25 protein-coding genes are annotated in these 22,843 nt (G+C 40.6%); 10 read left to right on the top strand and 15 right to left on the bottom strand.

Annotated elements, in window-relative coordinates; genetic code table 11:
• Positions 1-11: 11 nt before the first annotated feature.
• The 5 genes from IWX76_RS00605 to IWX76_RS00585 all read right to left on the bottom strand — a co-directional run bounded on the left by IWX76_RS00605 (position 12) and on the right by IWX76_RS00585 (position 5,739).
• Entirely contained in the window at positions 12-3,125 is a 3,114-nt protein-coding gene (locus IWX76_RS00605; protein ID WP_196857922.1) for a SusC/RagA family TonB-linked outer membrane protein, read from the bottom strand.
• A 94-nt stretch (positions 3,126-3,219) separates the two neighbouring features.
• Positions 3,220-4,281 carry a FecR family protein gene (locus tag IWX76_RS00600; RefSeq protein ID WP_196857921.1) on the bottom strand — a complete coding sequence of 354 codons (1,062 nt, stop codon included), beginning with the start codon at positions 4,279-4,281 and terminating at the stop codon, positions 3,220-3,222.
• 23 nt (positions 4,282-4,304) lie between these two features.
• On the bottom strand, positions 4,305-4,850 hold the full coding sequence (locus IWX76_RS00595) for an RNA polymerase sigma factor (protein ID WP_196857920.1): 546 nt from the start codon (positions 4,848-4,850) through the stop codon (positions 4,305-4,307).
• Positions 4,851-4,880: 30 nt separating this feature from the next.
• Positions 4,881-5,261 carry a PH domain-containing protein gene (locus tag IWX76_RS00590; protein ID WP_196857919.1) on the bottom strand — a complete coding sequence of 127 codons (381 nt, stop codon included), beginning with the start codon at positions 5,259-5,261 and terminating at the stop codon, positions 4,881-4,883.
• Between the two features lie 79 nt (positions 5,262-5,340).
• Positions 5,341-5,739 carry a winged helix-turn-helix transcriptional regulator gene (locus tag IWX76_RS00585; RefSeq protein WP_334640862.1) on the bottom strand — a complete coding sequence of 133 codons (399 nt, stop codon included), beginning with the start codon at positions 5,737-5,739 and terminating at the stop codon, positions 5,341-5,343.
• 98 nt (positions 5,740-5,837) lie between these two features.
• Here IWX76_RS00585 and IWX76_RS00580 point away from each other — a divergent pair, with 98 nt between their 5' ends.
• A complete protein-coding gene (locus IWX76_RS00580) occupies positions 5,838-6,437 on the top strand; it encodes an FMN-dependent NADH-azoreductase (RefSeq protein WP_196857918.1) in 600 nt (199 codons plus the stop codon).
• 239 nt (positions 6,438-6,676) lie between these two features.
• On the opposite strand, the gene IWX76_RS00575 is transcribed toward IWX76_RS00580, so the two are convergent.
• A complete protein-coding gene (locus IWX76_RS00575) occupies positions 6,677-7,108 on the bottom strand; it encodes a secondary thiamine-phosphate synthase enzyme YjbQ (protein ID WP_196857917.1) in 432 nt (143 codons plus the stop codon).
• 337 nt (positions 7,109-7,445) lie between these two features.
• Here IWX76_RS00575 and IWX76_RS00570 point away from each other — a divergent pair, with 337 nt between their 5' ends.
• Positions 7,446-8,624, top strand: coding sequence for a dicarboxylate/amino acid:cation symporter (locus IWX76_RS00570; protein ID WP_196857916.1), 1,179 nt, complete (start codon positions 7,446-7,448; stop codon positions 8,622-8,624).
• 212 nt (positions 8,625-8,836) lie between these two features.
• Here IWX76_RS00570 and IWX76_RS00565 read toward each other — a convergent pair whose 3' ends face one another.
• Together IWX76_RS00565 and uvrA are read right to left on the bottom strand one after the other, a co-directional pair.
• Positions 8,837-9,043, bottom strand: coding sequence for a PH domain-containing protein (locus IWX76_RS00565; RefSeq protein ID WP_196857915.1), 207 nt, complete (start codon positions 9,041-9,043; stop codon positions 8,837-8,839).
• An 11-nt stretch (positions 9,044-9,054) separates the two neighbouring features.
• A complete protein-coding gene (gene uvrA, locus IWX76_RS00560; RefSeq protein ID WP_334641332.1) occupies positions 9,055-11,244 on the bottom strand; it encodes an excinuclease ABC subunit UvrA in 2,190 nt (729 codons plus the stop codon).
• Here uvrA and IWX76_RS17995 point away from each other — a divergent pair.
• Both IWX76_RS17995 and IWX76_RS00555 read left to right on the top strand, forming a co-directional pair.
• Positions 11,243-11,395: a hypothetical protein gene (locus tag IWX76_RS17995; RefSeq protein ID WP_334641344.1), complete on the top strand. Its 153-nt coding sequence runs from the start codon at positions 11,243-11,245 to the stop codon at positions 11,393-11,395. The two genes, uvrA and IWX76_RS17995, sit on opposite strands and share 2 nt — an antisense overlap.
• Before the next feature lie 383 nt (positions 11,396-11,778).
• Positions 11,779-12,372: a dihydrofolate reductase family protein gene (locus tag IWX76_RS00555; protein WP_196857913.1), complete on the top strand. Its 594-nt coding sequence runs from the start codon at positions 11,779-11,781 to the stop codon at positions 12,370-12,372.
• A 4-nt stretch (positions 12,373-12,376) separates the two neighbouring features.
• On the opposite strand, the gene IWX76_RS00550 is transcribed toward IWX76_RS00555, so the two are convergent.
• The 5 genes from IWX76_RS00550 to IWX76_RS00530 all read right to left on the bottom strand — a co-directional run bounded on the left by IWX76_RS00550 (position 12,377) and on the right by IWX76_RS00530 (position 15,725).
• Positions 12,377-12,805: a hypothetical protein gene (locus IWX76_RS00550; protein WP_196857912.1), complete on the bottom strand. Its 429-nt coding sequence runs from the start codon at positions 12,803-12,805 to the stop codon at positions 12,377-12,379.
• A 58-nt stretch (positions 12,806-12,863) separates the two neighbouring features.
• Positions 12,864-13,448, bottom strand: a complete 585-nt coding sequence (locus IWX76_RS00545; RefSeq protein WP_196857911.1) for a CHAP domain-containing protein — start codon at positions 13,446-13,448, stop codon at positions 12,864-12,866.
• Entirely contained in the window at positions 13,367-13,741 is a 375-nt protein-coding gene (locus tag IWX76_RS00540; RefSeq protein WP_334640857.1) for a hypothetical protein, read from the bottom strand. The genes IWX76_RS00545 and IWX76_RS00540 overlap by 82 nt, the downstream gene beginning before the upstream one ends.
• A 74-nt stretch (positions 13,742-13,815) precedes the next feature.
• Positions 13,816-14,466, bottom strand: coding sequence for a DUF6266 family protein (locus tag IWX76_RS00535; RefSeq protein ID WP_196857909.1), 651 nt, complete (start codon positions 14,464-14,466; stop codon positions 13,816-13,818).
• Between the two features lie 197 nt (positions 14,467-14,663).
• Positions 14,664-15,725, bottom strand: coding sequence for an alpha/beta fold hydrolase (locus IWX76_RS00530; protein ID WP_196857908.1), 1,062 nt, complete (start codon positions 15,723-15,725; stop codon positions 14,664-14,666).
• 238 nt (positions 15,726-15,963) lie between these two features.
• Here IWX76_RS00530 and IWX76_RS00525 point away from each other — a divergent pair, with 238 nt between their 5' ends.
• The 5 genes from IWX76_RS00525 to panB all read left to right on the top strand — a co-directional run bounded on the left by IWX76_RS00525 (position 15,964) and on the right by panB (position 20,158).
• Positions 15,964-17,358 (top strand): S41 family peptidase, encoded by a 1,395-nt coding sequence (locus IWX76_RS00525; RefSeq protein WP_196857907.1) that lies wholly within the window; start codon positions 15,964-15,966, stop codon positions 17,356-17,358.
• A gap of 446 nt (positions 17,359-17,804) precedes the next feature.
• Entirely contained in the window at positions 17,805-18,683 is an 879-nt protein-coding gene (locus IWX76_RS00520; RefSeq protein WP_334640852.1) for a bifunctional helix-turn-helix transcriptional regulator/GNAT family N-acetyltransferase, read from the top strand.
• 32 nt (positions 18,684-18,715) lie between these two features.
• Positions 18,716-19,117 carry a PaaI family thioesterase gene (locus IWX76_RS00515; RefSeq protein ID WP_196857905.1) on the top strand — a complete coding sequence of 134 codons (402 nt, stop codon included), beginning with the start codon at positions 18,716-18,718 and terminating at the stop codon, positions 19,115-19,117.
• A complete protein-coding gene (locus IWX76_RS00510; RefSeq protein ID WP_196857904.1) occupies positions 19,114-19,365 on the top strand; it encodes a hypothetical protein in 252 nt (83 codons plus the stop codon). The genes IWX76_RS00515 and IWX76_RS00510 overlap by 4 nt, the downstream gene beginning before the upstream one ends.
• Positions 19,343-20,158, top strand: coding sequence for a 3-methyl-2-oxobutanoate hydroxymethyltransferase (gene panB, locus IWX76_RS00505; protein ID WP_196857903.1), 816 nt, complete (start codon positions 19,343-19,345; stop codon positions 20,156-20,158). Before IWX76_RS00510 ends, panB begins: the two co-directional genes overlap by 23 nt.
• A 90-nt stretch (positions 20,159-20,248) precedes the next feature.
• Here the strand turns inward: panB and IWX76_RS00500 are convergent, their stop codons facing one another.
• Both IWX76_RS00500 and IWX76_RS00495 read right to left on the bottom strand, forming a co-directional pair.
• Entirely contained in the window at positions 20,249-20,737 is a 489-nt protein-coding gene (locus IWX76_RS00500; protein WP_196857902.1) for a hypothetical protein, read from the bottom strand.
• Positions 20,738-21,097: 360 nt separating this feature from the next.
• Positions 21,098-21,256: a hypothetical protein gene (locus tag IWX76_RS00495; protein WP_196857901.1), complete on the bottom strand. Its 159-nt coding sequence runs from the start codon at positions 21,254-21,256 to the stop codon at positions 21,098-21,100.
• Between the two features lie 347 nt (positions 21,257-21,603).
• Here IWX76_RS00495 and IWX76_RS00490 point away from each other — a divergent pair, with 347 nt between their 5' ends.
• Positions 21,604-22,653 (top strand): hypothetical protein, encoded by a 1,050-nt coding sequence (locus IWX76_RS00490; RefSeq protein ID WP_196857900.1) that lies wholly within the window; start codon positions 21,604-21,606, stop codon positions 22,651-22,653.
• Positions 22,654-22,843 lie beyond the last annotated feature (190 nt).

Here is a 22,843-nt window from a genome sequence, read left to right as displayed (position 1 = left end):
TTCTTTATCAATTAAAATGTCAAGCCTAAACCAAATGTGTAGGTGCGTGAATTAGGATAGAGACCACGGTCAACACCCATATCTAAGTTCCTGTTATCAGAACTGTAGTTTTGCATACCCACCTCAGGATCTAAACCCGTGTAGTTGGTAAAAGTCAGTAAGTTCTGGCCTTGTATAAATACCCTTAGTTTGGCTACGTGAATTTTTTCAGCAATTGCGCCAGGTAGCGTATAACCTATCTGTACATTTTTCAATCTTAAATAAGCACCACTTTCAATGAAATACGTACTAGGTCTCAGCTCATTATTTGCATCTACAGTGCTTAAAGCAGGTACCATTGAACCTGAATTGTCAGGCGTCCATGCATTTAAGATATTGGTGCTTTTGTTAAACTGATCGAAGAAAAAATCATTGTGGTACTTCATGAAGTTATAAATCTTGTTTCCGGTAACTCCCTGAAAGAAAACACTCATGTCAAAAGCCTTATAATCTGCTTTCAGGTTAATTCCATAAGTCATTGTTGGAATAGGACTGCCCAGAAAAGTACGGTCATTGGCATTAATGATATTGTCGTTATTCAAATCAGCATAACGGATACGCCCAACACCTTTACCAGTTTGCGAAGGTGCAGCAGCAACCTCTTCAGCAGTTTTAAAGATCCCAACAACCTGGTGTCCGTAAAAAGATGAAATTGGCTGACCCACAGTGGTACGTTGTAATTCTAACCCACGACTTAAGTTATTACTTGCCGGACTAGAAATATACGAGATATCGCCTGTTAAAGAAGTCAGTTTATTTTTGATGAAAGCAATGTTCCCGCCTATTTCATACCTGAAAGCTTTATTTCTGTCGCTTAAGTAATTTACGGCAATCTCAATACCTTTATTGTTCATGGAACCACCATTGATGTAGGGCGCAGAAGCTTGTCCGAAAACAGCCGGTTGTTTAGGTTGCACCAATAGATCTTTGGTATCCTTATTAAAGTAATCAGCAGTTAAGGTCACACGTTCATCCCATAAGCCTAAATCAATACCAAAATTGGTTTGCGTAGTGGTCTCCCATTTTAACTGGTCATTTCCATAACGTTTTTGCGCAATACCCGGAACCAAACTGGTGTTGCTCCCGTTCATGTCATAGGTGGTGTTATACAAGTCTAACCCAAACGAAGAATAAGCTGCATAAGGCGCAATTTCTTGGTTACCTGTTTGTCCCCAACCAAAACGAAGTTTCATATTGCTCACAAAAGGCAGGCTATTTTTGATAAAATCCTCTTCAGATAATCTCCAACCAGCAGAAAACGCAGGGAATACTTGTGTGTTATACCCATCAGCAAGTTTAGAAGAAGCATCTCTACGTACGGTTGCAGAAAACAAATAACGATCGTTAAAAGTATAGTTAGCTTTTGCAAACAAAGAGAAAAGGGTCGATTTTATACCAGAGCCAGAGTTTTTAGGTAAGCCCTGACCAGCATCGAGGTATTGGCCATCTAAAATATCAACAGGGAAAATATCACGGTATGCTGTAAAGAATTCCGAGTAATAACGGATAGCTTCAGAACCCGCTAATATATCAAATACATGTTTGTCGATGGTGGCATTATAATTTAAGGTATTAGACCAGGTCCAGGTTTTGGAAACGATGTTCTGCTGGTTTAAATTACTGATTGCCTGACTGGTAATAGGGCCTTCATTGTACTTAGAACTATAAGACCTTTGGTTAAACGTGTTGTAATCCATGGCAAAGTCGGTTTTTGCAGTTAACCCTTTTAATAGACTAACCTCTGCAAACACATTACCCAGAATTCTTAAGGTTTTACCTGTATTGTCTTTATTATAAAAAAGTGCTGCCAATGGATTTCTGATATCATTTAATCCACTTACCGGGCCAGCAAAAGCGCCATTAATGTCGTAAACATTAGTCATCGGATGCGCTTTATAAGCATCACCAGTTACCCCACCAATGGCCAGGTTTGAATTGGCACCTGTACGTTCAGCATAAGAAACGCCAATGTTTTCACCAATTTTAACGCGGTCCAGAATGTTATAATCTGAATTTAAACGAACAGAATACCTGGTAAAATCAGTATGTTTTAATATACCATCTTGTTTGTAATAACCAGCAGAGAAAGCCTGTCTTGCTGTTTCCGATCCGCTTGTTAACATCACGTTATGTGATTGTACAATTGCAGCACGGTAAATCTCATCAAACCATTTGGTATCGCCAGAACGGATGGTTTTTGCCGCATTCAAAAATTCGGGAACAACTGCATTAGCGCCATTACCGTATAATACGTGATTTGGCGTGATGCCACCATTTTTTAAAGCCTGGAAATAAGCATCGCCAAATTGCTGACTATTCAATAAATCGGGGGTATTGCTTACATTTTGTACGCCCACCATTCCATCATAAGCAATTTGGGTTTTACCACGAGTACCTTTTTTAGTCGTTACAATGACAACACCATTTGCTGCACGCGATCCGTAGATAGAAGCAGAAGACGCATCTTTCAAAACCTGGATCGATTCAATATCTGCCGAATTAATCATGCTGATGCCAGAAGTGGTAGGTACGCCATCAATAACATATAAAGGATCGTTGTTACCAATGGTACTAAAACCACGGATCCTCACAGAAACACCGCCACCTGGCTGACCATCGCCAACCACATTAACACCAGCAGCTTTACCTTGTAATGCCTGGTCTAATCCCGCCACCGGAACTGTTTTGGCTTCATTTACATTGATAATGGAAACTGCACCCGTTAAATCTTTTTTACGTTGCGAAGAATAACCCGTAACCACAATCTGCTCCAGGGTATTGGATTGTTCCTTTAATTTAACCAGCAGCGAAGCCTGCTCACCAGTTTTAAATTTGTAATTTCTCACGATATGAGATTCAAATCCGATATAGGAAAAAGTAATCGTATAAGTTTGCTGGCTATTTAAACTTTGAATTTTAAACAAACCATTTTCATTCGTTAAAGCGATTTTCCTTTCGCCCGTCACATCATTTTTTGCATCAATAGATACACCAGGTAAGGTGCCGCCTTTGTCGCTTTCCACTATTCCGGAAAGTGATGCGTTAGTATCCTGGGCTATGGCCAGGAAATTGTACCCTAATAACATAAAAAGGAGACATGTAACATGCCTCAACCTTTTAAAGGGAATTAAAAGTTGGATTTTTTTCATAAAACGGATTTATTAATTGGTTAGAAATGGATCAGTGCTTTTTGGTGATTTTATAGCCTGATTTTGTTTTTATTATATGTAGTTTATTTGTTTCAGAAAGGATGCGTAACACGCGGCCCAGGCTATCATCCTTTATGTTAAAGGAACCACTAAAATAATGGTCCTGTAATGCAGATTTAGGGTAGATCAGCTGGACTTGGTAAGCTTGTTCGACTGCCGCAAACACTTTTTCAATAGGTTCGCGTACAAAGTAGATGTTGAAATCTTTATGCTTCACCAGACTTTCTTTAATCAGTATCTGTTCTTTTAATTGCTCAGGTGATTTCTTGAAGTTTTGTAATAGGGTGAGCCCAGTTCGTTTTTCATAAATAAACTCCTGATTAGGCGCTAAATAAACGAGGTCATTTGCTTTTTTAAGCAGCGTGTTTAGTGAATTTATCCTCACACGCCCTTCAAAAAGTGCAACTCTAATCGTTGCATTTTCTTTTAATGCTTCGACTATAAACTGTGTACCCAGTGCTGTGGTAGAAACTTCGTCGGAAATGACTGTGAAAGGCCGCTTTTTATCTTTTGCGACCACAAAAAAAGCTTTACCGGTTAATTGCACTTCTCTTTTGTTGGTGGAAGCTGTTGCTGGATAGCTAATTTGAGAATTTGGATACAATTCAACCTTGGTACCATCTTTTAGGGTCAGGTGAATGAGTTTGGCGCCAGGGTTTTTAATCTGTTGCCAGGTGTTTTCATTTTGATGTAGTTTAGCCTGAAGCGGCTGTTTCTCCCCATCATTAAAATAAAGCCCTAAACCGAAAAACACAAAAAGAAGGATGGTTGCCGCTATCGACCACTGGTAAGGCAGTTTATTAAATGTTGAACGTTTAGTAATTTCCTGATTGATGTGATTAAACATTCTTTCACGTTGCACCAAAGGGAGCGGCTGAGTCGTTTTTGCTGTGATTTCATCCCATTCAGATTTCCCCATATACTGCGCTAAAGCAGCTGGATTTTCCTCCAAATACTTTAAAACGGCAGTCGTTTCTGCCTGATTGCATTTACCCAGAAAAAATTGTCGGATTAAATCTTCAGTTACGTTCATACATTCTCTAACCTACAATACGATCAGAAATTGAAATACACGTAATGGAGGAAAGAAATAAGGAAAAATAATAATTTAGATTTCAACTGTTTAATGGCAAGAGATATATGCTTTTCTACCGTTCTTACAGAAATGGCTAGTTTTACAGCAATTTCATGGTTAGAATAACCTTCATACCTGTTTAGTAAAAACACTTGTTTTCTTATGGGTGGAAGAGTATCGATGAGGTAGTGAAGCTGGTTTCTATCGTCAAATTCCCAAACGGGTTCAATATGATTGATTACTTCGGGTCTAACTTCTTCCACTAACCGCTGCTGGTTTGCTTGCTTTTTCAAAAAGTCGAGCATGGTAGTTCTGGCAATGGTAAAAAGCTGCGCTTCAATTGGAAGGCTAGTATTTAAGGTGTGTCTGAAATTCCAGAGCTTGATAAAAGTGAGTTGCACTAATTCTTCTGCCATGTAGGTGGAATTAGTTTTCAGCATAAAATAGGCGTAAATTTTGGCATGCCAGCTTAAGTAGGTTTTTTCAAACGCTACCTTATCGCTATTTTTTATGGCAAGAACCTCCATAGCTATCGTTGTATCATCTATAAGCTGTCGTTACCGAAGCACGTGATGGGCAAGTACCTTTTGTACTTCGAAGATATTCACTGATTTATTGAATTTCTTGCGGATGCTAGGCACAGTTTCACTGGATACCCAGATTTTCAGTTCTGCATCCAAATCAAAAGTTCCTGCGGTTTCTACGCTAAACCTGGATATGGACTTATATGCAACAGAAAGGAACTCGGTTTTGCTGCCGGTTAACCCTTGCACATCAACAATAATCAGCCTTTTGTTGGTGAAGATGAATGTATCCCTGATGAGTTTAAAGCCAAACTCTATTTCTTCAGTATCGGTTAACAGTAATCCGTAATTTTTCTTTAACTCATCCTGGTTGACTGCACCGGCATTGCCCATTAAGGCGGAGAATAATCCCATGGTTTTATTTTTTACTAATATATGCTTAAAGCTGAGTAAAGGGAATAAGATTAGGATTTATTTATGGTGAAGGTTAGCGCTAATCGTTCGGGGTTACCGCGTTCTTCTTTTTCATACTTTTGATGATCATATCCCGATGTTGGGTCCCCCACAATTGTAGCTCATTCAATACGCTTTTTAGGGTGCTGCTGTAAGGCGTGATTTCATAAATCACAGTAACAGGCGTGGTAGGATAAACGCATCTTTTCACAAAACCGTTTTCTTCCAGGTCTTTTAGTTCTTTTGATAATATTTTTGGTGTAATACCTTGTACAGCCTGCTGGATCTCATTGAAACGTCTTGATTTCTCCAACAGTGTAAAGATGAGCAGGAGCTTCCATTTCCCATTTAAAACAAAAAGTGCATCACGTATCGCGTTTACGTTTACTAAACATTCCTCCTTTGCAGGTATCTTCTCATCAAAAATCAATTTCATCATACAAAGCTAAGGACTTTCCTAAAGGATACCGCTATCCTTTAGGAAAGTAGTATCCTTTTTATATCGCTATAGAATAACTTTGAAGAAAAATAAAAGACATGAAAAAGATACTTCATTTAATATCAAGTTTTAGAGATGACGCTTCTTACTCCATTAAACTTGGCCGCTCTATAGTTGACAGGCTTGTTGAAGAAAATCCAGGTGCAGTTGTACAGGAAATCAATTTAATTGATGAAAACTATCCTCACCTGGATGCCCCACATTTCCAGGCATTTTTAACGCCTACTGCAGAGCTTACAGCGGACGACAAAGAAGCGATTAAATATTCTGACAAGGCGATCAGTCAGTTGATGGATGCCGATTACCTGGTTGTGGGATCTCCGTTTTATAACTTCAGCATCCACTCTGCATTGAAAGCCTGGATCGATCATATTGTGAGGGCTGGCGTTACTTTCCGCTACACAGAAAATGGTCCTGAAGGCCTGGTCAAAGGAAAGAAAGTTTATATCGCTATGGCATCGGGTGGCGTGTATTCTGATGGGCCAGCTCAAGCATATGACTTTAATGGGCCCTACCTGAAACACGTGTTCGGCCTTATTGGAATGACAGATGTGAAAATTATCCGTGCAGAAGGTATTAAAATCCCGAGCTTGGGGGAACATGCTTTAGAAAATGCTATTGCAAGCATTAGTTTGTAAGGTGATAAGTACCCGATAGTATTCACTGTTATATTTAAAAAAAGAAGCCTTAAATCTTTCGATTTAAGGCTTTTTCTATGATGACAACAATGGTTTAACTTTATTGTGAACCAGTAGCCTATATCGACTACACATTAGCCTAAATCGGCTACACCCTTGTTGACCAATTGCTGGACATTTGCTTAATCAAATTACACAAGATGGAAAACGGTGTTACAATAGAACACATATGCTGGTTTTTAGTGGAAGTCATCACCCCAGACAGTTATCACTATATTTCTTTTACCGCCTTCATCACGATGTTCACAAAGGTAAATCCCCTGCCATATGCCTAATGCGAGCTTTCCATTACTAACCGGCAAACTTACTGAACTGCCCAGAAGTGAAGACTTCAGGTGTGCAGGCATATCATCAGCTCCCTCATAATCATGTTCATAATCAGGATCGTTTTCTTGCACAGCTTTGTTAAAAAACATTTCAAAATCCTTTCTCACAGTTGGATCTGCATTTTCATTGATGGTGAGCGCAGCCGAAGTATGTTGGATAAAGACCTGACAAACCCCAACTTTTATTTTTTTAATTTCTGGTAAAGCGCTAAATACTTCCTCAGTGATGAGGTGAAACCCCCTCTTTCTTGCTCTTAGTGAAATTGTTATTTGAAAAATCTTCATACTTTAATTATTCAGCTTGCTTTTTATTACTGTTTTAAGCAGTAAGATTGCCAAAATGTTTTAAATTCTCTTTTTTAACTGCTTACTTGTTCGTTAAATTTTATTGTCAGCGAGACACGAACACAACAATATCTGCTCTTTCGCCCACTTACATGGCGTAATTTTCCTTACTGCATTTATTTACAGTGTAAGTATATCCTTCATTGTAAGGCATAAAGGGCAGTATAAGGCATAATAGGTGGTTAGACCTTTAAGGAAATCTTCACAAACCAGTATATTTGCGAATTAAAAAACAATCTATATCAAGACTTTTGTAGTCTTTTACCATTCAACACCTATGTTAAAGCGTTTATTTTCGAACCTATTATTTAAAATTTTTCTTGCCATAGTTCTAGGTATTGTTTTCGGACGCTATTTGCCCGAATCTGTAAACAGGATATTTACAACCTTTAATGATTTATTTGGACAGTTTTTAAATTTTGCCATTCCATTGATCATCATAGGATTAATTATGGCTGCTATTTCTGATTTAGGCAAAAGCGCTGGCAAATTATTATTGCTTACTGTTGCTATCGCCTATGGCTCGACTTTATTTTCCGGTTTTAGCACTTATTTTGTCACAGCAGGAATATTTCCAAAACTTTTGGCTACTCATGCAAATGATATCGCTCAGGTAGGAGGTTCCAGTCGTGAACTAACACCTTATTTTAGTATTAGCATTCCCCCTGCTTTAGATGTTATGACTTCTCTGTTTCTAGCTTTTGTTATTGGCTTGGGGGTTTCCTATCAAGAGAAATCAACCTTAAAATTAGTGGTGAATGACTTCCAGAAGATCATCATGCAACTCATAGAAAACGTAATTGTTCCATTATTACCATTATTCATATTGGGGATATTCACAAGTATGTCTTATAGCGGAAAAGTTGTTCCCATCCTCTCTGTATTTATAAGCATTATTGGAGTAATTTTTGCCCTACACATTTTATTATTATTAATACAATACCTTATTGCAGCAGCTGTTACAAAGAAGAATCCTTTTAAACTATTGCTAACCATGATGCCAGCATATTTTACAGCATTGGGTACTCAGTCTTCGGCAGCTACTATTCCTGTTACGCTGGAGCAGACTTTAAAAAATGGGGTTTCAGAAAGAATTGCTGGATTTGTAATTCCTTTATGTGCTACGATCCATCTGTCTGGAAGTATTATGAAAATTACGGCTTGTGCAATTGCATTAATGATTTTAAATGGAATGCCTTTTGATTTCACACTTTTCACAGGTTTTATATTTATGCTGGGAATTGCAATGGTTGCAGCACCTGGTGTTCCTGGTGGCGCAATTATGGCAGCTGTGGGAATATTACAATCTATGCTGGGTTTTAACGAAGAGATGATAGGATTAATGATCGCACTCTACATCGCAATGGATAGTTTTGGTACTGCATGTAATGTAACAGGTGATGGCGCAATTGCTTTAGTTGTTGACGAAATTACAAGCGCTAGCGAAACAAAATAGGCGCTATTTTAGGCGTTCTAAAACGCCTTTTCTCTTCACCAGGTTTTTATAATCCCACTATATATGCTTCGCCTTCTCTAACCAGCGCGCTAAATCATCAATGTTGATCTGTTCTGCGGAAGTATAAGTAATCGATGCGTCTTTAAATTTGCCCGTGTTTATATCTCCCGTTTTAGTCTAGTTGATAGTTTACCCACGGTTTTGAGCAGATGCTACCGGAGCACATGATGGGACAGTACCTTTTGAACTTCAAAAATATTCACTGATTTGTTAAATTTCTTGCGGATGCTTGGAACCGTTTCACTGGATACCCAGATTTTCAGCTCCGCATCCAGGTCAAAAGTTCCAGCAGTTTCTATAGAAATTTCAAGGGCTATACCCAATCCATGAAAGTAAGCAAGCCCCGGTAGCAGTATCATAGCCTTTTCACTTATACCGCAATTCCACGTAAATACTTTGCCAGGTATGGTCCGGTACGGCTAACTTTATTTTTTACAATGACTTCAGGAGTGCCTTGTGCTACGATCCGCCCGCCTGCCTCGCCTGCTGCCGGCCCGATGTCAATCACCCAGTCACTGGCGGCGATCACTTCCATATCGTGCTCAACCAGAATTACCGTATTCCCAGCGTCTACCAGGCGGTTCAATTGTAGGAGCAAACGTTCCACATCCGAAGGGTGCAGGCCTGTAGTGGGTTCATCAAGCACATAAAGCGTCTGTCCGTGTTGAACACGCTGCAATTCCGTTGCCAATTTAATGCGCTGAGCCTCGCCGCCAGATAACTCAGTAGCAGGCTGTCCCAAACGCAGATAACCCAGGCCAACCTCACGCACTACCTCCAGTGCCCGGCTAATTGACGGTTCTTCCTTAAAGAAGTCAGCAGCTTCGTCCACAGTCAGATGGAGCACTTCGGCGATATTTTTATCCTTGTAACACACCTCCAACGTTTTGGAATTATAACGAGTTCCACCGCAGGTGGGACAGGGTGTATAGACACTCGGCAGGAATAACAGCTCCACCATTACCATACCTTCTCCCTCACAATGTGGGCAGCGGCCCTTCACCACATTAAAAGAAAAGCGTCCAGCATCAAACTTCCTCGTTTTAGCTGCAGGAGTGGCGGCAAATAATTTGCGCACATGATCGAAGAGGCCTGTATAAGTAGCGAGATTGGACCTCGGTGTGCGACCTATAGGTTTTTGATCTACCACTACCAGTCTTTTGATTCCTGTCATTCCATCGACTATTCTGCCACCAACTGGAAGCATTTCGGTTTGCTCCATCAGTGGGTCTGTTTCCTTATCACCGGTCATATCCAACTGCAGGCCCAATTGTTCGGCAACCAATTCCACCAGCACCTGGCTGACCAGACTACTTTTGCCGGAACCTGAAACCCCGGTCACGCTGCATAACACCCCTAAGGGGAAAGCAACTTTTAGGTTCGAAAGGTTGTTCCGGGTAACGCCTTCCAGACTTAGCCAGGCCTTCGGAATTCTCAATTCGCTGGTCACCCTAACAGCGTCCTCAAAAAGGTAATGCCTGGTCAAAGATTCCTTTACTTCACGCAAACCTTCCGGTAGGCCGCTATACAAAACCTGACCTCCCCGCTCGCCGGCTTCAGGCCCCACATCCACAATCCAGTCAGCATGCCTGATTACATTAATCTCATGCTCCACAACAAATAAAGAATTACCAGAAGCTTTCAACTTATCTAAGGCTGTTAACAGGGCCTCTGTATCTGCCGGATGCAAGCCTGCTGATGGCTCATCCAACACGTAGACTACGCCAAACAGGTTGGAGTGTACCTGTGTGGCTAACCTCAGGCGCTGGAGCTCACCAGGAGACAAGGTCGGCGTGCTTCGTTCAACGGTCAGGTAACCCAAACCCAGATCCAGCATCACTTGCAAGCGGGAAAGAAAATCTTCCGCGATACGTTTTGCCACCACCACTTTTTCCGGATGATTTTTTTGCAGTCGTTTTAATACGCTAGCATCCCCAGTGGCATAAGGCGCAAAAATCATGGCTAGTCTATCCAGGGCCAGACGTGACAGTTCGGCAATATCGAAACCGGCGAACTTCACCGCTAATGATTCCTGGCGAAGACGCTTGCCCTTGCAAAGCGGACATTCGCTGCTCAGCATATATTGTGCAACCCGTTTTTTCATAAGGGCACTCTGGCTATTTGCAAAAGTGTGGCGTACATAGCTGCGCACGCCAGTAAAAGTACCCATATAATCTGGCTGGCGTTTATTCTTGATGAAGCGCAGAATCTCTTCATGACTATAACCGGAATAGACAGGAACAACCGGCTTCTCCTCGGTAAACAATATCCAGTCCCTGTCTTTTTTGGGGAGATCTTTCCAGGGAATATCGATATCATAACCCATCGTGATCAGGATATCCCGCAGGTTCTGTCCCTGCCAGGCCGAGGGCCAGGCGGCTATCGCTTTCTCGCGGATGGTAAGGGTATCATCCGGAACCATGGTTTTTTCCGTGATCTCATAAACGCGTCCTAAGCCATGGCATTCTGTACAAGCACCCTCGGGCGTATTCGGAGAAAAGGCTTCGGCATAGATGATCGGTTGCCCCGGCGGGTAATCGCCGGCACGGGAATACAGCATGCGTAGTAAGTTGGACAAAGTTGTAACGCTGCCCACAGACGAGCGTGTACTCACTGCGCCACGCTGCTGTTGTAAAGCTACCGCCGGTGGCAGGCCCTGGATCTCATCTACCTCGGGGATCGCCATTTGGTTAAATAACCTTCGGGCATAAGGCGATACCGACTCCAGGTAACGTCGCTGCGCTTCAGCATATAAAGTCCCGAAGGCTAGAGAAGATTTCCCTGAACCAGAAATACCAGTAAAAACCACTAATGCATCGCGGGGGATATCCAGGTTTACATTCTTCAGATTATGCTCCCGCGCGCCACGTACCCGGACAAAGCCGGAAAGATCCTTATCAGCTTTCTTCATAACGTTCAAACAGAAAACGGAGATCGATAGTTTGATAAAAAGACATAATCCTCCGCAATGCGTTTTACCTGCTGCTACATGTTCAAATCAACGATTTTGTATTTAGCCCCTCAAGTTTTCGTCTTTTCGTCTTTTAGACTACCACATTTTTGCGATATTTATAGAGTATAAAATAGATATAAGTTGAGAAAAATAATCGTTTTATCATTTATCACGTTAGATGGTGTGATGCAGTCGCCAGGAAGACCGGAGGAAGATCCATCGGGTGGTTTCCAATATGGTGGTTGGTCTTCTTCTTATGATTATGAGGATTCGGGTGAGACGATGGAAAAACAGCTGGAACCTACAGATTTACTATTGGGTCGAAAAACTTTTGAAATGTTTGAGGGCTACTGGCCATCACATGCAGACTATTGGCCAGATTTCCAGGAGGTCACAAAATACGTTTTATCAAAGACGCTAAAAAGTACAGACTGGAAAAACTCAGTCATCCTGGAAAGTTTAGCAGATATCGAAAAACTCAAAAACTCAGGGGATGCTGACCTAAAAATTTGGGGCAGCAGTAAGCTTGTTCAACTGTTGCTTAAACATGACCTGGTAGATGAGTTCTGGCTCAACATACATCCCATTATACTTGGCAAGGGCAAAAAGCTGTTTAACGACGGTGCCTTTCCAGCAACATTTACGCTGGTAGAAAGCCTGGTTACCGATTCCGGTGTCATCATGGCCAATTATAAACGTGATGGAGCAGTAAAAACAGATAGTATAGCGCCTTAAACATTCAATACTTCCTCCAATGGCGGAGGGCGATATACAGGCCAGGCACCACCAGCAACAAGAGCAATAGCCATCCTTGCCATGAACTGCGACTGGTCTTTACCTGCGCCTGCACTTTCTGCTGTTGTTTCAAATCCACATCCAAAACCTCTACTTTTTCCAGCGCCGAAGTCAATGTGAATTGTTGTTGCTGGGTAGCGGCACTTGTTTCCTGCCCATGCCATTTTAGCCGCTCAGCCTCCCCCACAAAACCATGTTCCGGCGAAAAGCTGAACCTGCCTTTCGGCCAAATTTCCAGCTGCGCATTAGTCACCGTAGAATCCTTTCGGTTCACCAAGTTCAGCAACAAGCGGTTTTCCTGTAGGTTATTTGACACCTTCAGGTCAAGTTCCGTTTCAGACGACAACTTCGCTGTCTGCTGCTCCTTTTTCAAACCAGTCATTAAAGCACATCCATGCATCAAGAGACACAAAAAGACTAAGAGCCCTGCCCTAATCATCGGTTTTAGTCCTCCAGTCAGCATAAGCATGCACCGCTTTCACATGCCTGCGTTTACGATAAACCCCATCACCATCCCTGCTGCCCCCACCGTTAGTATTGCCCTCCACAGTAAGCAGCCAATTGGGCGTTAAGCTGACCACAAACCCGCAATGGCCAATCCTTTTCAACTCCGGGTAATAGATGCCAAAGACCACCCCCGGTTTACTTTTTTTCACCAATTGGGAAGCAGGAAATAAGGCCGGTGACCAGCCCGTTCGGGGTTTCGGATAACCTGCCTGTTGGTACACCCAACTTACAAAAGCAGCACACCAGGGTTGCCCCTTTTTCAATCCGACTGCAGCAAGGTAAGTTTCCACCCGGGGGCCATCATTATTGCCGCTCAGTTCCCTTACCCCCAGCTCAGCCAATGCAAGCGGCAGGATTGGCAAGAGTGGCGACTGGGCTACCCCTCGAAGCGGTGCAACAACGTGTGCCGCAAGCACCGAAGGAGCGCTTAACAAATGCCGATCAGGCATAACACTGCTGCCAATAGAAGCAAAGCAAATGAAAGCCAGTAAAATCCTAATTGTTGCCATAACGTTAGTGTATTAAATTGTAAAACCATGGTGCCCAGGGCTGGTAAACCCAATGACACCCAAAACCTGTTCAATAACCACCAGCTTAAAGCGGCTATTAACATAAAGGAGATTAAAGAGAGTAGAATGAGGATCCAGATTCCCGGATCCACGATACCGGCTGTTTGGTCATAAAACCTAATCATTTTAGGAATCACCAGCCATAAGGCCATTAAAATTCCGAAGATGAGCGGGCCTATATAAGGCAGCCTTTGTTCAGCCTGCTCGCTGTTGTTAAATTTGAATATTTTCATGTTCATTTAAATTTGGATGTATAAAAAGTTAATTGATTGATATGATGGATTGATTAAAAGCTATTCACGTGATATTAGGGCAGCACCAAGATTGCGCCCAGGTACAAGGTATTTGACACCGATCCCAAGGAATAAGCTGACTCGATAATCAGGTAAGCATGGACGGTATCGCCACTAAACCCAAGAGAAAGCTGTAAGATGAAACCTTGGTCTGAACGGGTTACGGTACGAATTTGCTTGATCACAACATCATTAGCCGGATTGTAAACCAAAACGGTAACCAGGTCAAAGGCATTTTCATTTTTATCCTGGTCACCGGCGTAAGACCAGTTGAAAGACAGCTGTGCTTGTGGCATGCCATGTACCGCGGCCTCCTTTGGCAAAGCCCGGGATCCACGGCTAAAACTGAGTTTCGAATAGTCCAGGTGAAAGTTAGGTGCCACCCCAATCAGGGCATGTTTAAGGTTATCACCCATGGCCCGGTTCAAAGCCGTAGGTCTGGCATACGGATCTTTAAAGCCAACCTCAATTACTGACGCTACCTTAGTCAATAATTGACTGAGCAGCTTGAACTTCTTTTGGTGGTCCAGTTGTGCCTGGCTGGATAGCTTTGTAACTCGACGTGGCATACCACGCATCACATCCAGGCCACGCCAGCGCACACCAACTACAGCCCCTGTCTTATTTTGAAATCCTCCGAGGATCCCACGATTAATAATTCCCATGTTCTTAAATTTTTGTCTATTCGTTTAGGCTTGCTGTGCTATGGTTAGTCCATGAATAACAGCAGCATACAAATAGAAGAAATCAAGCGGGTATGGGTTAGTCTCAGGGGTATGAGACCCAGGGTTGTATTAGGGTTAATTAATGGGCTGAAAACGCTTTAAAGGAATATTAAAAAAAGTACGACATTTAACATGAACTATAAAGCGTTATTCAAAAATTCTAACAGGTCCTTCGTAAACCGCTCAGGATGCGCATAATGAATATTGTGTTCAGTATTAGGATAAACTTTATAGGTTATGTATTGCGGATGTACATTTCTCAATGCTTCATTCTCTTTTTCGAACGGCATCGGATCACCTTGATTAACAGCATCAAGAATCAAAACCGGTATGCGAAGATTCCTGAAAATGATCCGGGGTTCCATGGTTACCATAGACCTGGCAAAAAGCGGCACTTTTGATGTACGTAATACCAAATCAGTAAATTGCCCGCTGTTTTCAAGATTAAAGAGTTTCATCATGTCTGAATAAATGATTCCCCAATCTCCAGTCTTGTTCTCTTTTAATAAGGCAAAAATTGGAAATTGATTACTTACTTCGGTCGAATCGTACAAGGAGTTGAAGGCCTCAAGTTGTGTGGGATAAGTTTTATCCCATGGAGCAGCTTGTTTTAAATCAAACTTCTTTGCTATCTGTTCTAGTTTATGGGTGTCTAACTTATGATAGTATGTATTAGTGGCAACTGAGCCTCCATCCTCCAATATCAAACCCAATACATTTTCAGGATAGGAATCATAAAATGCTGTGGCAACATACCCTCCCCTGGAGAAACCACCAATGAAAGCTTTTTCAATGGAAAGTTTATCCATTAGAAATTTGATATCATCAGCTATATGGTAAATAGATACCTCATAATCAGGCATCGCGGTTTGACCGTGTCCATAATAATCAATGGCGATTACATGATATCCAGCCTTGACAAGGCTATCAGCTATATCCAAAAGCTCGTAGCCGTTATTCAAGCTCCCATGGGCCCAAATTAGACAAGGGTTGCCAGGATTTCCCCAACTTAAATAGTGCATGTTAACATTTCTAGTTTGTACAAACGCACCATGCTTCCGCTCGAAAGATAAAAACGCTTTCTTTGCATTTTCATAAATCTGAAGAGTTGAACTTTCTTTTTTGGATTGGGCATGTACTGCTTCAAATGGCAAAAGCAAGGTGAGGGAGAGTAAAAGGTGTTGTACTCGAAAAATCATTTTACAAGATGTAGTACTAAATAACTGTAATATTAAAAGTGTAAGTTATATCCGGCTGGATGAGCTTACAACTACTTTGGCTAATATAAAATATGTAAATCATTTTGCACCTGTTTAATATAGAATTCCGCCCTTTTTGATGCAAAGTTCTAATAACCATGCGAATGAATAGCTAATCAAGGATTTAGATTTTTCTTTATACTTGTAGCCAAGTAAACTTAATTTGTTCTGTCATCCTATGAAATTCATCCTAACCAGTGTTTTACTTTTATGCTTCATTTCTTTTAACTCTTTTGGACAGCCTTGTAATTGCAGCCAAGAATTTAATGATGTAAAAGATAAAATTGAAAAAAATTATGCCGGTTTTAAAGATAAGGTGAATGCTAAGACAGAAGCTAGATATCATAAACGCACAAAGGTTGCACTTAAACAATCGAAGTTAATAACAACACCCGCTCACTGTGTTTATTTAATTAATGAGTGGTTAACTTTTTTCAAAGACGGGCATATTCAAATAGGCAGAAATAGGATCTCGAAAGAAAAAGAAGAAGCTAAATTACAAGAGCGTATTCAAGCAATAGAACACATAAGCCTGTCAAACGAGGAGCTGATCAACCTTAAAAACACAAAAAGAATTACGGGCATATATTGGAATGAGGATTCCACATCCCGAATCGCAGTGATAAGAAACAAAACCGGCTTTCGAGATTATGCCGGGGTAGTAATTTCCTCGAAGACAGGTAAATGGTCGCCTGGACAAGTCGTGTTAGAGCTTAAGAGCGGGAAGGATACGCTTAAAGGAATCATGTATGATAAATATTATATCCCTACAAATGTGTCATTACAGATTAAGGAAAATGCTTTAGGCACTTTTAAAAGGGAAGGAAGTAAGCAATCGTCAACAGAACTTGTTAATGAAGCCACTATAGCCAGTAAAGTACTTTCCACAAAAACACTATACCTAAAGATTAGCACATTTAATCAGCGTAATGCCAAGAACATAGATTCCTTGTTTAAAGCAAATCAATCTAACTTAAGTAAAATGCCCTACTTGATTCTTGACTTAAGAAATAATGGTGGTGGCGCGGATTTTTCCTATAGGCCGATCACGCCCTATCTTTACACAAACACAATCAGACACATCGGTGCAGATGTACTATCTACAGATGACAACATAGCAGGTTGGGCTGCAATAGCAACAACAGATGGTCTTCCCCCTGATCAAAAGGTATTTATTAGTGATGTTATTGGAAAGATGGAACAACGTAAAGGAAAGTTAGTCTCCTTCTCTGATGACCGCAATGTCACTTTAGACAGCGTTACGCCCTACCCTCAAAAAGTAATAATTTTAATTAATAAAAACTGTGGAAGCACTACTGAAGAATTTCTCTTATTGGCTAAACAAAGTAGTAAAGTAACTTTAATGGGCGAGCATACTGCGGGTGTTTTAGATTATTCTAATATGAGAGGGGCAGATTTTAGCTGTATGCCCTACATGCTTTATTGGGCTACTTCCAGAAGCAGAAGAATTGATGAAGGGAGAGCAATAGATAACGTCGGCATTACGCCTGATAAAGTTTTAAGACCAGAGCAGAACTGGATTGATGAGGCGAAGTATTATGCTGAAAAGTAAAATTTACACCGTGGAGTAGCCTATTTTCGTACTAAATTTTATTATCAAAACTCATTATCAAAAATAGCAAAACCGGCTTTGATTAATAGAATGAGTTTATGAGAATCAGCAAAATAGATTATAGAATAACGTTGCTAATAAGGATAGATTTAATATGTTCAATCGCATTACTTCAAGGGCAAGACTTTATTGTCAAAAAATGAGGGAACAATGAGAATGCTTGCTTTCGAAGATCTGGTCAATCAGATCCTTCCTTACGGGTAAAGTTATTAGCTTCACTTGCAAGAAAACACTGTCTTTAAAATAAATTTTTATTTTACGTAACTAATTACGTAATTTGTAATATGGTACAAGGTTTTTATAATTCCGTAGGGAAAGCAGGTATTGGAAGCAGGCTTAGAATTTTGCAAGAGAAGATCAACGAAGATGCGACAAGTATCTATCAGATGTTTGACATAGATATGCAGCCTAAGTGGTTTCCGGTTTTCTATACGCTTCAGGAACGTAGTTATACGATTACCGAAATTGCACAGCATATTGGACATTCTCATCCATCGGTTAGTAAAATAGTGTCAGAAATGGTCAAAAAAGGCCTGGTTGTAGAAGGTAAAGATGCCAATGATAGACGAAGGAACGTTTTATCTCTTTCTGCACATGGAAAAGAGATTCAGGAGAAACTAAAGTTCCAGTTGGAAGATGTTGAAAATGCTGTCGAGGGTATTCTTAATGCTACAAGGCATAATCTATGGCTGGGTATAGAAGAATGGGAGTTTATGCTAACGCAGAAATCTCTTTTTAGACGGGTGAAGGAAGAAAGAAAACAGAGAGAAAGCAGGGATATAAGCATTGTATCTTATGAAGACAAGTTTAGCGAAGCCTTCAAAACTTTGAATGCCGAATGGATCAGCACCTACTTTCAAATGGAGAAGAAGGACTATCAGTCGCTCGACAATCCAAGAGAATTTATTATTGAAAAAGGCGGCGAAATCGTGGTTGCGCTTTTTAAAGATGAACCCATGGGCGTTTGTGCATTAATGAAGATGGAAGATACTGCCTATGATTTTGAATTGGCGAAGATGGCTGTATCTCCCAAAGCTCATGGTAAAGGCATAGGCTTTCTTTTAGGAAAAGCTATTATAGATAGGGCCAAAGAAAGAGGGGGAAAAATGCTATATCTGGAAAGTAATACCCAGCTTGAACAGGCAATTAATCTTTACCATAAATTAGGGTTCAAAAAGGTAGTAGGCAGGTCAACGCCCTACGAGCGCTGCAATATTCAGATGGAACTTGATCTGATGAACAGTCCATCACATCTCACCTTTTAAAAAAATATGGCCTATCAGTTAACAATAGAAGTATGTTTGAAAGAATAAAAAAAAGTTTTGACAAGCAGGGCTTAATGCAAACATTAGGTGCTGAGCTGGTAGTTGTAGAAGAAGGATTGGTGAAAATTTCCGTTCCTTTCAATCAAACGCTGACTCAGCAACATGGGTTTTTCCATGCAGGTGTAAGTACCAGTATAGTGGATACTGCTTGCGGCTTTGCAGCACTTACAATGATGGCCAATGATGCAGATGTATTAAGTGTGGAGTTTAAAGTGAACTTTCTTAAACCCGCTAAAACCTCCAAACTTGTTGCCAATGGTAAGGTAATTCAATCAGGTAAAACGCTATCAGTTTGTGAGGGTTACGTCTATGATTCATCAGAAAACATGCTGATTGCTAAGATGACTGCTACAATGATTACAGTAAAATCATGATAAACCTCATTGGATATATTGCACTTTCATTAAACCTTGTTTCAATGGGTATGAAAGAAATTTTGTATTTACGTTTTTGCTCTTTAATTGCTAACTCCATATATATCGTTTATGGAGCGTTATTGCAAGCAACGCCAATGATGATCGGGGGAAGTATCGCTGTAATTATTCAGGCCTATAGAATCTCTCATGTATTAAAAAATAACCCAAAAATAGAAGATACTCATGCCTCAAAAAAAGGAATTTAAGAAAATCACAACCCATAGCATCCAAAGTATGAAAGAAAAGGGTGAAAAGATCGCAATGCTTACCGCATACGATTTTTCGATGGCTACAGTGCTGGATCAGGCGGGGCTGGACATTATACTTGTGGGTGATTCTGCAGCGAACGTAATGGCGGGTTTTGAAACTACTCTTCCGATAACTCTCGATCATATGATCTACCATGCGCAATGTGTTGTTAGAGCTGTTAAGAGCGCTTTTGTGTTGGTAGACCTGCCATTTGGCACTTACCAGGGAGATGCTAATGAGGCTTTGCGCTCGGCAATACGTATCATGAAGGAAAGCGGTGCCCATGGCGTTAAGGTTGAAGGCGGTGAAGAAATTATAGCATCGGTTGAAGCGATCATCAGTGCAGGTATCCCGGTGATGGGGCACCTTGGACTTACTCCCCAGTCCATCAATAAATTGGGGGGCTATAAGATCAGAGCAAAGGAAGAACAGGAGGCAAATAAATTAATGGAAGATGCCATGATACTCCAGCAAGCTGGATGCTTTGCACTCTTACTTGAAAAGATTCCTGCTACCTTGGGTAAAAAAGTATCGGAAAAGCTTCAGATTCCCACGATTGGGATTGGGGCTGGAAAATACTGTGATGGACAGGTGCTTGTTATTCATGACATGCTTGGACTCAATATTGGCTTTAAACCCCGTTTCCTTCGACAATATGCAGAAATGTATCAAACTATGCTTGGTGCCGCCCAAACATATGTTTTAGATGTAAAGGCGAATACCTTTCCAAATGAAAGTGAGCAATACTAACCTCTTTATTACTGAAGATTTAAGTGTACAGCACTTACTTACATTTTCCGCTAACCCAATTAATCACTGAGAGTTAAGCTAAATTGGTTCTTAATCCTTTTTATTTTCAAGCAGCGTACCTGATGCATCAAACCGCAATTTACGTTTTTTATCATTTTTCACCTGGATTTCATAGATCGTAATCCCTTTATCAGTTACTTGCCTAATTTCACGCGTAAACCAGGAACCATATTCGGTATGCTTAAAGCTGTTCTGAATGATTTGGGAAAGTGCTTCGAATTGAGTTTTTTTATCAGTTTTATATACATCGCCTGCTGGTGTCAGATAAACTTTAAATTCATCTCCCTTATAAACAAATTTAGCCCGGTAATAATTATCCTTTTTGCTCCATTCCCAATCGTAGATATAAATATTATTGAATTTATCTTTTACGGACTTTACCACTGCAACGAGAACATCTTTTTCTTTGATATCATCACTCTCCGACATTGATCGTGCAATCTGCGATTGAGAGCTGCAGAAAACTAGTAGCGCAACTATAGAAAAAAATAGTGATTTTTTTAAAAGCATGAATTTCATATATCTGATTTATAAGTTTCAGAAAGTAAGGTTTTCAGATCTTGTGTAATTAACATAATTGTTGACGCTAATTGTTGGAGCATTCTTGCCCGCATATTTAATTCGTCTGCATTATATTCACCGCCTGTTCCAAAATATAAAATCTATTCGTTCTTGCCGCTCTTTGGAATTTGCATCTGAAAGCTGATCAAATGCCATCCATTTTTCAATCAACTGCAGACGGAGTGAAGATGATTTCTCCTTTGTATTTCTTGGATTATTAAGATAGAATCATATTGCAGGAGGGAAAAACTGTGCAGTATCACGACCTTCCCATATATCACGCAACTGGTTTCTATTGTGCAGGAATTCTACTTTTTTCTACCGCCAATGCTTTAACACCAAGTGTATCACCTCTAATCCCCCCGACAGTCCCAAAATATCAGGAAGCTTTGAATCGCCGCTGCTCAAACCTGCTGTGCTGGCGGCAATACCTAATACTGCACCTGACACAATACCTGCTACCGCATATATTTTCAAGATTTACTTTTTCCGAGATCTTCTGTTTTTCATGATCATAACGATCACGTAAAGCAGGTGTTGGAGTGAGTTGGTACTGTTTTTCAGTTTCGCATAGTGCTTTAAGTAAAGAATCGATATTTAAGGAGTAGGCCAAATAGAGGCTATTATCATTGATGCAAACCTATTCAAATAAATTTCCTCATCCCGCTGATCAGGTAAAGCTAATGTCAACATTGGATTAAAATTCGATTAAAACTACTTTATTAATTTCTAATTTATTCTATTTGTATATCATCTGAACGAAGAACTGATAAATTATATTGAGGTCAACCTACGTTTAAGGCAGCAATTAATAGAAGACAAAAATGAGTGAATCAAAGGTTGCAGTATTATATCAAAAAAGCCAGGCCCCTGTAAAAGATGGAATCCTAAAACCGATGAAACCGGGAGGGTATTCTGATAGCGGTGCAGATATTGCTTTTTCTTTGCAAGACAAAAATATAAGCATAATTACACCAGTGGAACAGCCCTCAGTAGATCAAGATTATGATTGGGTATTCCCTGATGATGTTGATGGAATTGAAACTGCCCTGGCAAAAGGCGCTAATACTTTCTGGCTAAATACCGTACTTTATGAAGGGCATCCCATCCAGAGTTATATTGGAAAGGTGGAAATAGTAGGACAGCGGCCCGGTGACACAGACAAATATGACGATAAGCTATTTGCTAATAACCTGCTTAGAAAAAACAATCTGCCCGTGCCGGATTCTTTTGTGATCGATGCTGATAATAAACACAACTACAGATTGGAATTTTCCTTTCCAGTGGTAGCCAAACCAATCAGGGGCCGTGGAAGTCAGGGCGTTTCATTGGCCAATAATCAGCTTGCCTTGGATAAAATTTTACAGGAAATGTTTGATGCGGATCTTTATGGAACTGCGGTATATGTTGAACCTTACCTACAAGGTCAGGAAGTGACTTTAACTGTTATGCCTCCCGGATCATACTTCATTGATGAACGGATGGTAATCAAAGACAAGCACTGGAGCCTTCCTACCGTAAAACGTTTTAATCATGAAAATGGCATTGCGCCCTATAATGGAGTAGTCGCTATCGTTAACAACAGTGCAGTTTTAGAGGAAAGCGAGGAAAACTCAGCAGCGGTTTTATTGGTTAGTCATGAATGTGCACAAGCAGGTTCAATTATAAACTCCAAAGCGCCGATCAGGATCGACTGCAGAGCCGATGATCAGGGCAAATACTTTTTATTTGACCTGAATATGAAACCTAACATGACTGGCGCCAGTCGCCCACATAGAATGGATCAAGATAGTTTAACTGCACTGGCAGCAAGAGCAATAGGCTGGGAATTTGGCTCATTATTAACTAATATGCTGGCGCAAAAATGGTCATGAAATTATAACAACCGCAGTATACAATTTAGGTGATTCTGCAGCAAACGGATGGAATTTTTTAAACGTCATCAATAAATGTTTCACCTCATTAACATCTGGAGAAATTTTCCAAGAACCTGGAGACGAGCCAATTTTGAAGGACTCCATGAATTCTTTTCTTAAAATTTCACATTCATAACGTTCATTAATC

The organism is Pedobacter sp. CAN_A7, from assembly GCF_015752175.1.
Classification (GTDB): Bacteria; Bacteroidota; Bacteroidia; order Sphingobacteriales; family Sphingobacteriaceae; genus Pedobacter.
Note: the sequence above shows the minus strand (reverse complement) of the source record. Positions and strands in the feature narration are given on the sequence as shown.

Bases quoted from the DNA above. Each gene is read 5' to 3' on its own strand.
- IWX76_RS00605 (WP_196857922.1), bottom strand. From the start codon at position 3,125: ATGTTATTAGGGTACAATTTCCTGGCCATAGCCCAGGATACTAACGCA.
- IWX76_RS00600 (WP_196857921.1), bottom strand. From the start codon at position 4,281: ATGAACGTAACTGAAGATTTAATCCGACAATTTTTTCTGGGTAAATGC.
- IWX76_RS00595 (WP_196857920.1), bottom strand. From the start codon at position 4,850: ATGGAGGTTCTTGCCATAAAAAATAGCGATAAGGTAGCGTTTGAAAAA.
- IWX76_RS00590 (WP_196857919.1), bottom strand. From the start codon at position 5,261: ATGGGATTATTCTCCGCCTTAATGGGCAATGCCGGTGCAGTCAACCAG.
- IWX76_RS00585 (WP_334640862.1), bottom strand. From the start codon at position 5,739: ATGATGAAATTGATTTTTGATGAGAAGATACCTGCAAAGGAGGAATGT.
- IWX76_RS00580 (WP_196857918.1), top strand. From the start codon at position 5,838: ATGAAAAAGATACTTCATTTAATATCAAGTTTTAGAGATGACGCTTCT.
- IWX76_RS00575 (WP_196857917.1), bottom strand. From the start codon at position 7,108: ATGAAGATTTTTCAAATAACAATTTCACTAAGAGCAAGAAAGAGGGGG.
- IWX76_RS00570 (WP_196857916.1), top strand. From the start codon at position 7,446: ATGTTAAAGCGTTTATTTTCGAACCTATTATTTAAAATTTTTCTTGCC.
- IWX76_RS00565 (WP_196857915.1), bottom strand. From the start codon at position 9,043: ATGATACTGCTACCGGGGCTTGCTTACTTTCATGGATTGGGTATAGCC.
- IWX76_RS17995 (WP_334641344.1), top strand. From the start codon at position 11,243: ATGCGTAGTAAGTTGGACAAAGTTGTAACGCTGCCCACAGACGAGCGT.
- uvrA (WP_334641332.1), bottom strand. From the start codon at position 11,244: ATGCTGTATTCCCGTGCCGGCGATTACCCGCCGGGGCAACCGATCATC.
- IWX76_RS00545 (WP_196857911.1), bottom strand. From the start codon at position 13,448: ATGGCAACAATTAGGATTTTACTGGCTTTCATTTGCTTTGCTTCTATT.
- IWX76_RS00540 (WP_334640857.1), bottom strand. From the start codon at position 13,741: ATGAAAATATTCAAATTTAACAACAGCGAGCAGGCTGAACAAAGGCTG.
- IWX76_RS00535 (WP_196857909.1), bottom strand. From the start codon at position 14,466: ATGGGAATTATTAATCGTGGGATCCTCGGAGGATTTCAAAATAAGACA.
- IWX76_RS00530 (WP_196857908.1), bottom strand. From the start codon at position 15,725: ATGATTTTTCGAGTACAACACCTTTTACTCTCCCTCACCTTGCTTTTG.
- IWX76_RS00525 (WP_196857907.1), top strand. From the start codon at position 15,964: ATGAAATTCATCCTAACCAGTGTTTTACTTTTATGCTTCATTTCTTTT.
- IWX76_RS00520 (WP_334640852.1), top strand. From the start codon at position 17,805: ATGTTTGACATAGATATGCAGCCTAAGTGGTTTCCGGTTTTCTATACG.
- IWX76_RS00515 (WP_196857905.1), top strand. From the start codon at position 18,716: ATGTTTGAAAGAATAAAAAAAAGTTTTGACAAGCAGGGCTTAATGCAA.
- IWX76_RS00510 (WP_196857904.1), top strand. From the start codon at position 19,114: ATGATAAACCTCATTGGATATATTGCACTTTCATTAAACCTTGTTTCA.
- panB (WP_196857903.1), top strand. From the start codon at position 19,343: ATGCCTCAAAAAAAGGAATTTAAGAAAATCACAACCCATAGCATCCAA.
- IWX76_RS00500 (WP_196857902.1), bottom strand. From the start codon at position 20,737: ATGAAATTCATGCTTTTAAAAAAATCACTATTTTTTTCTATAGTTGCG.
- IWX76_RS00490 (WP_196857900.1), top strand. From the start codon at position 21,604: ATGAGTGAATCAAAGGTTGCAGTATTATATCAAAAAAGCCAGGCCCCT.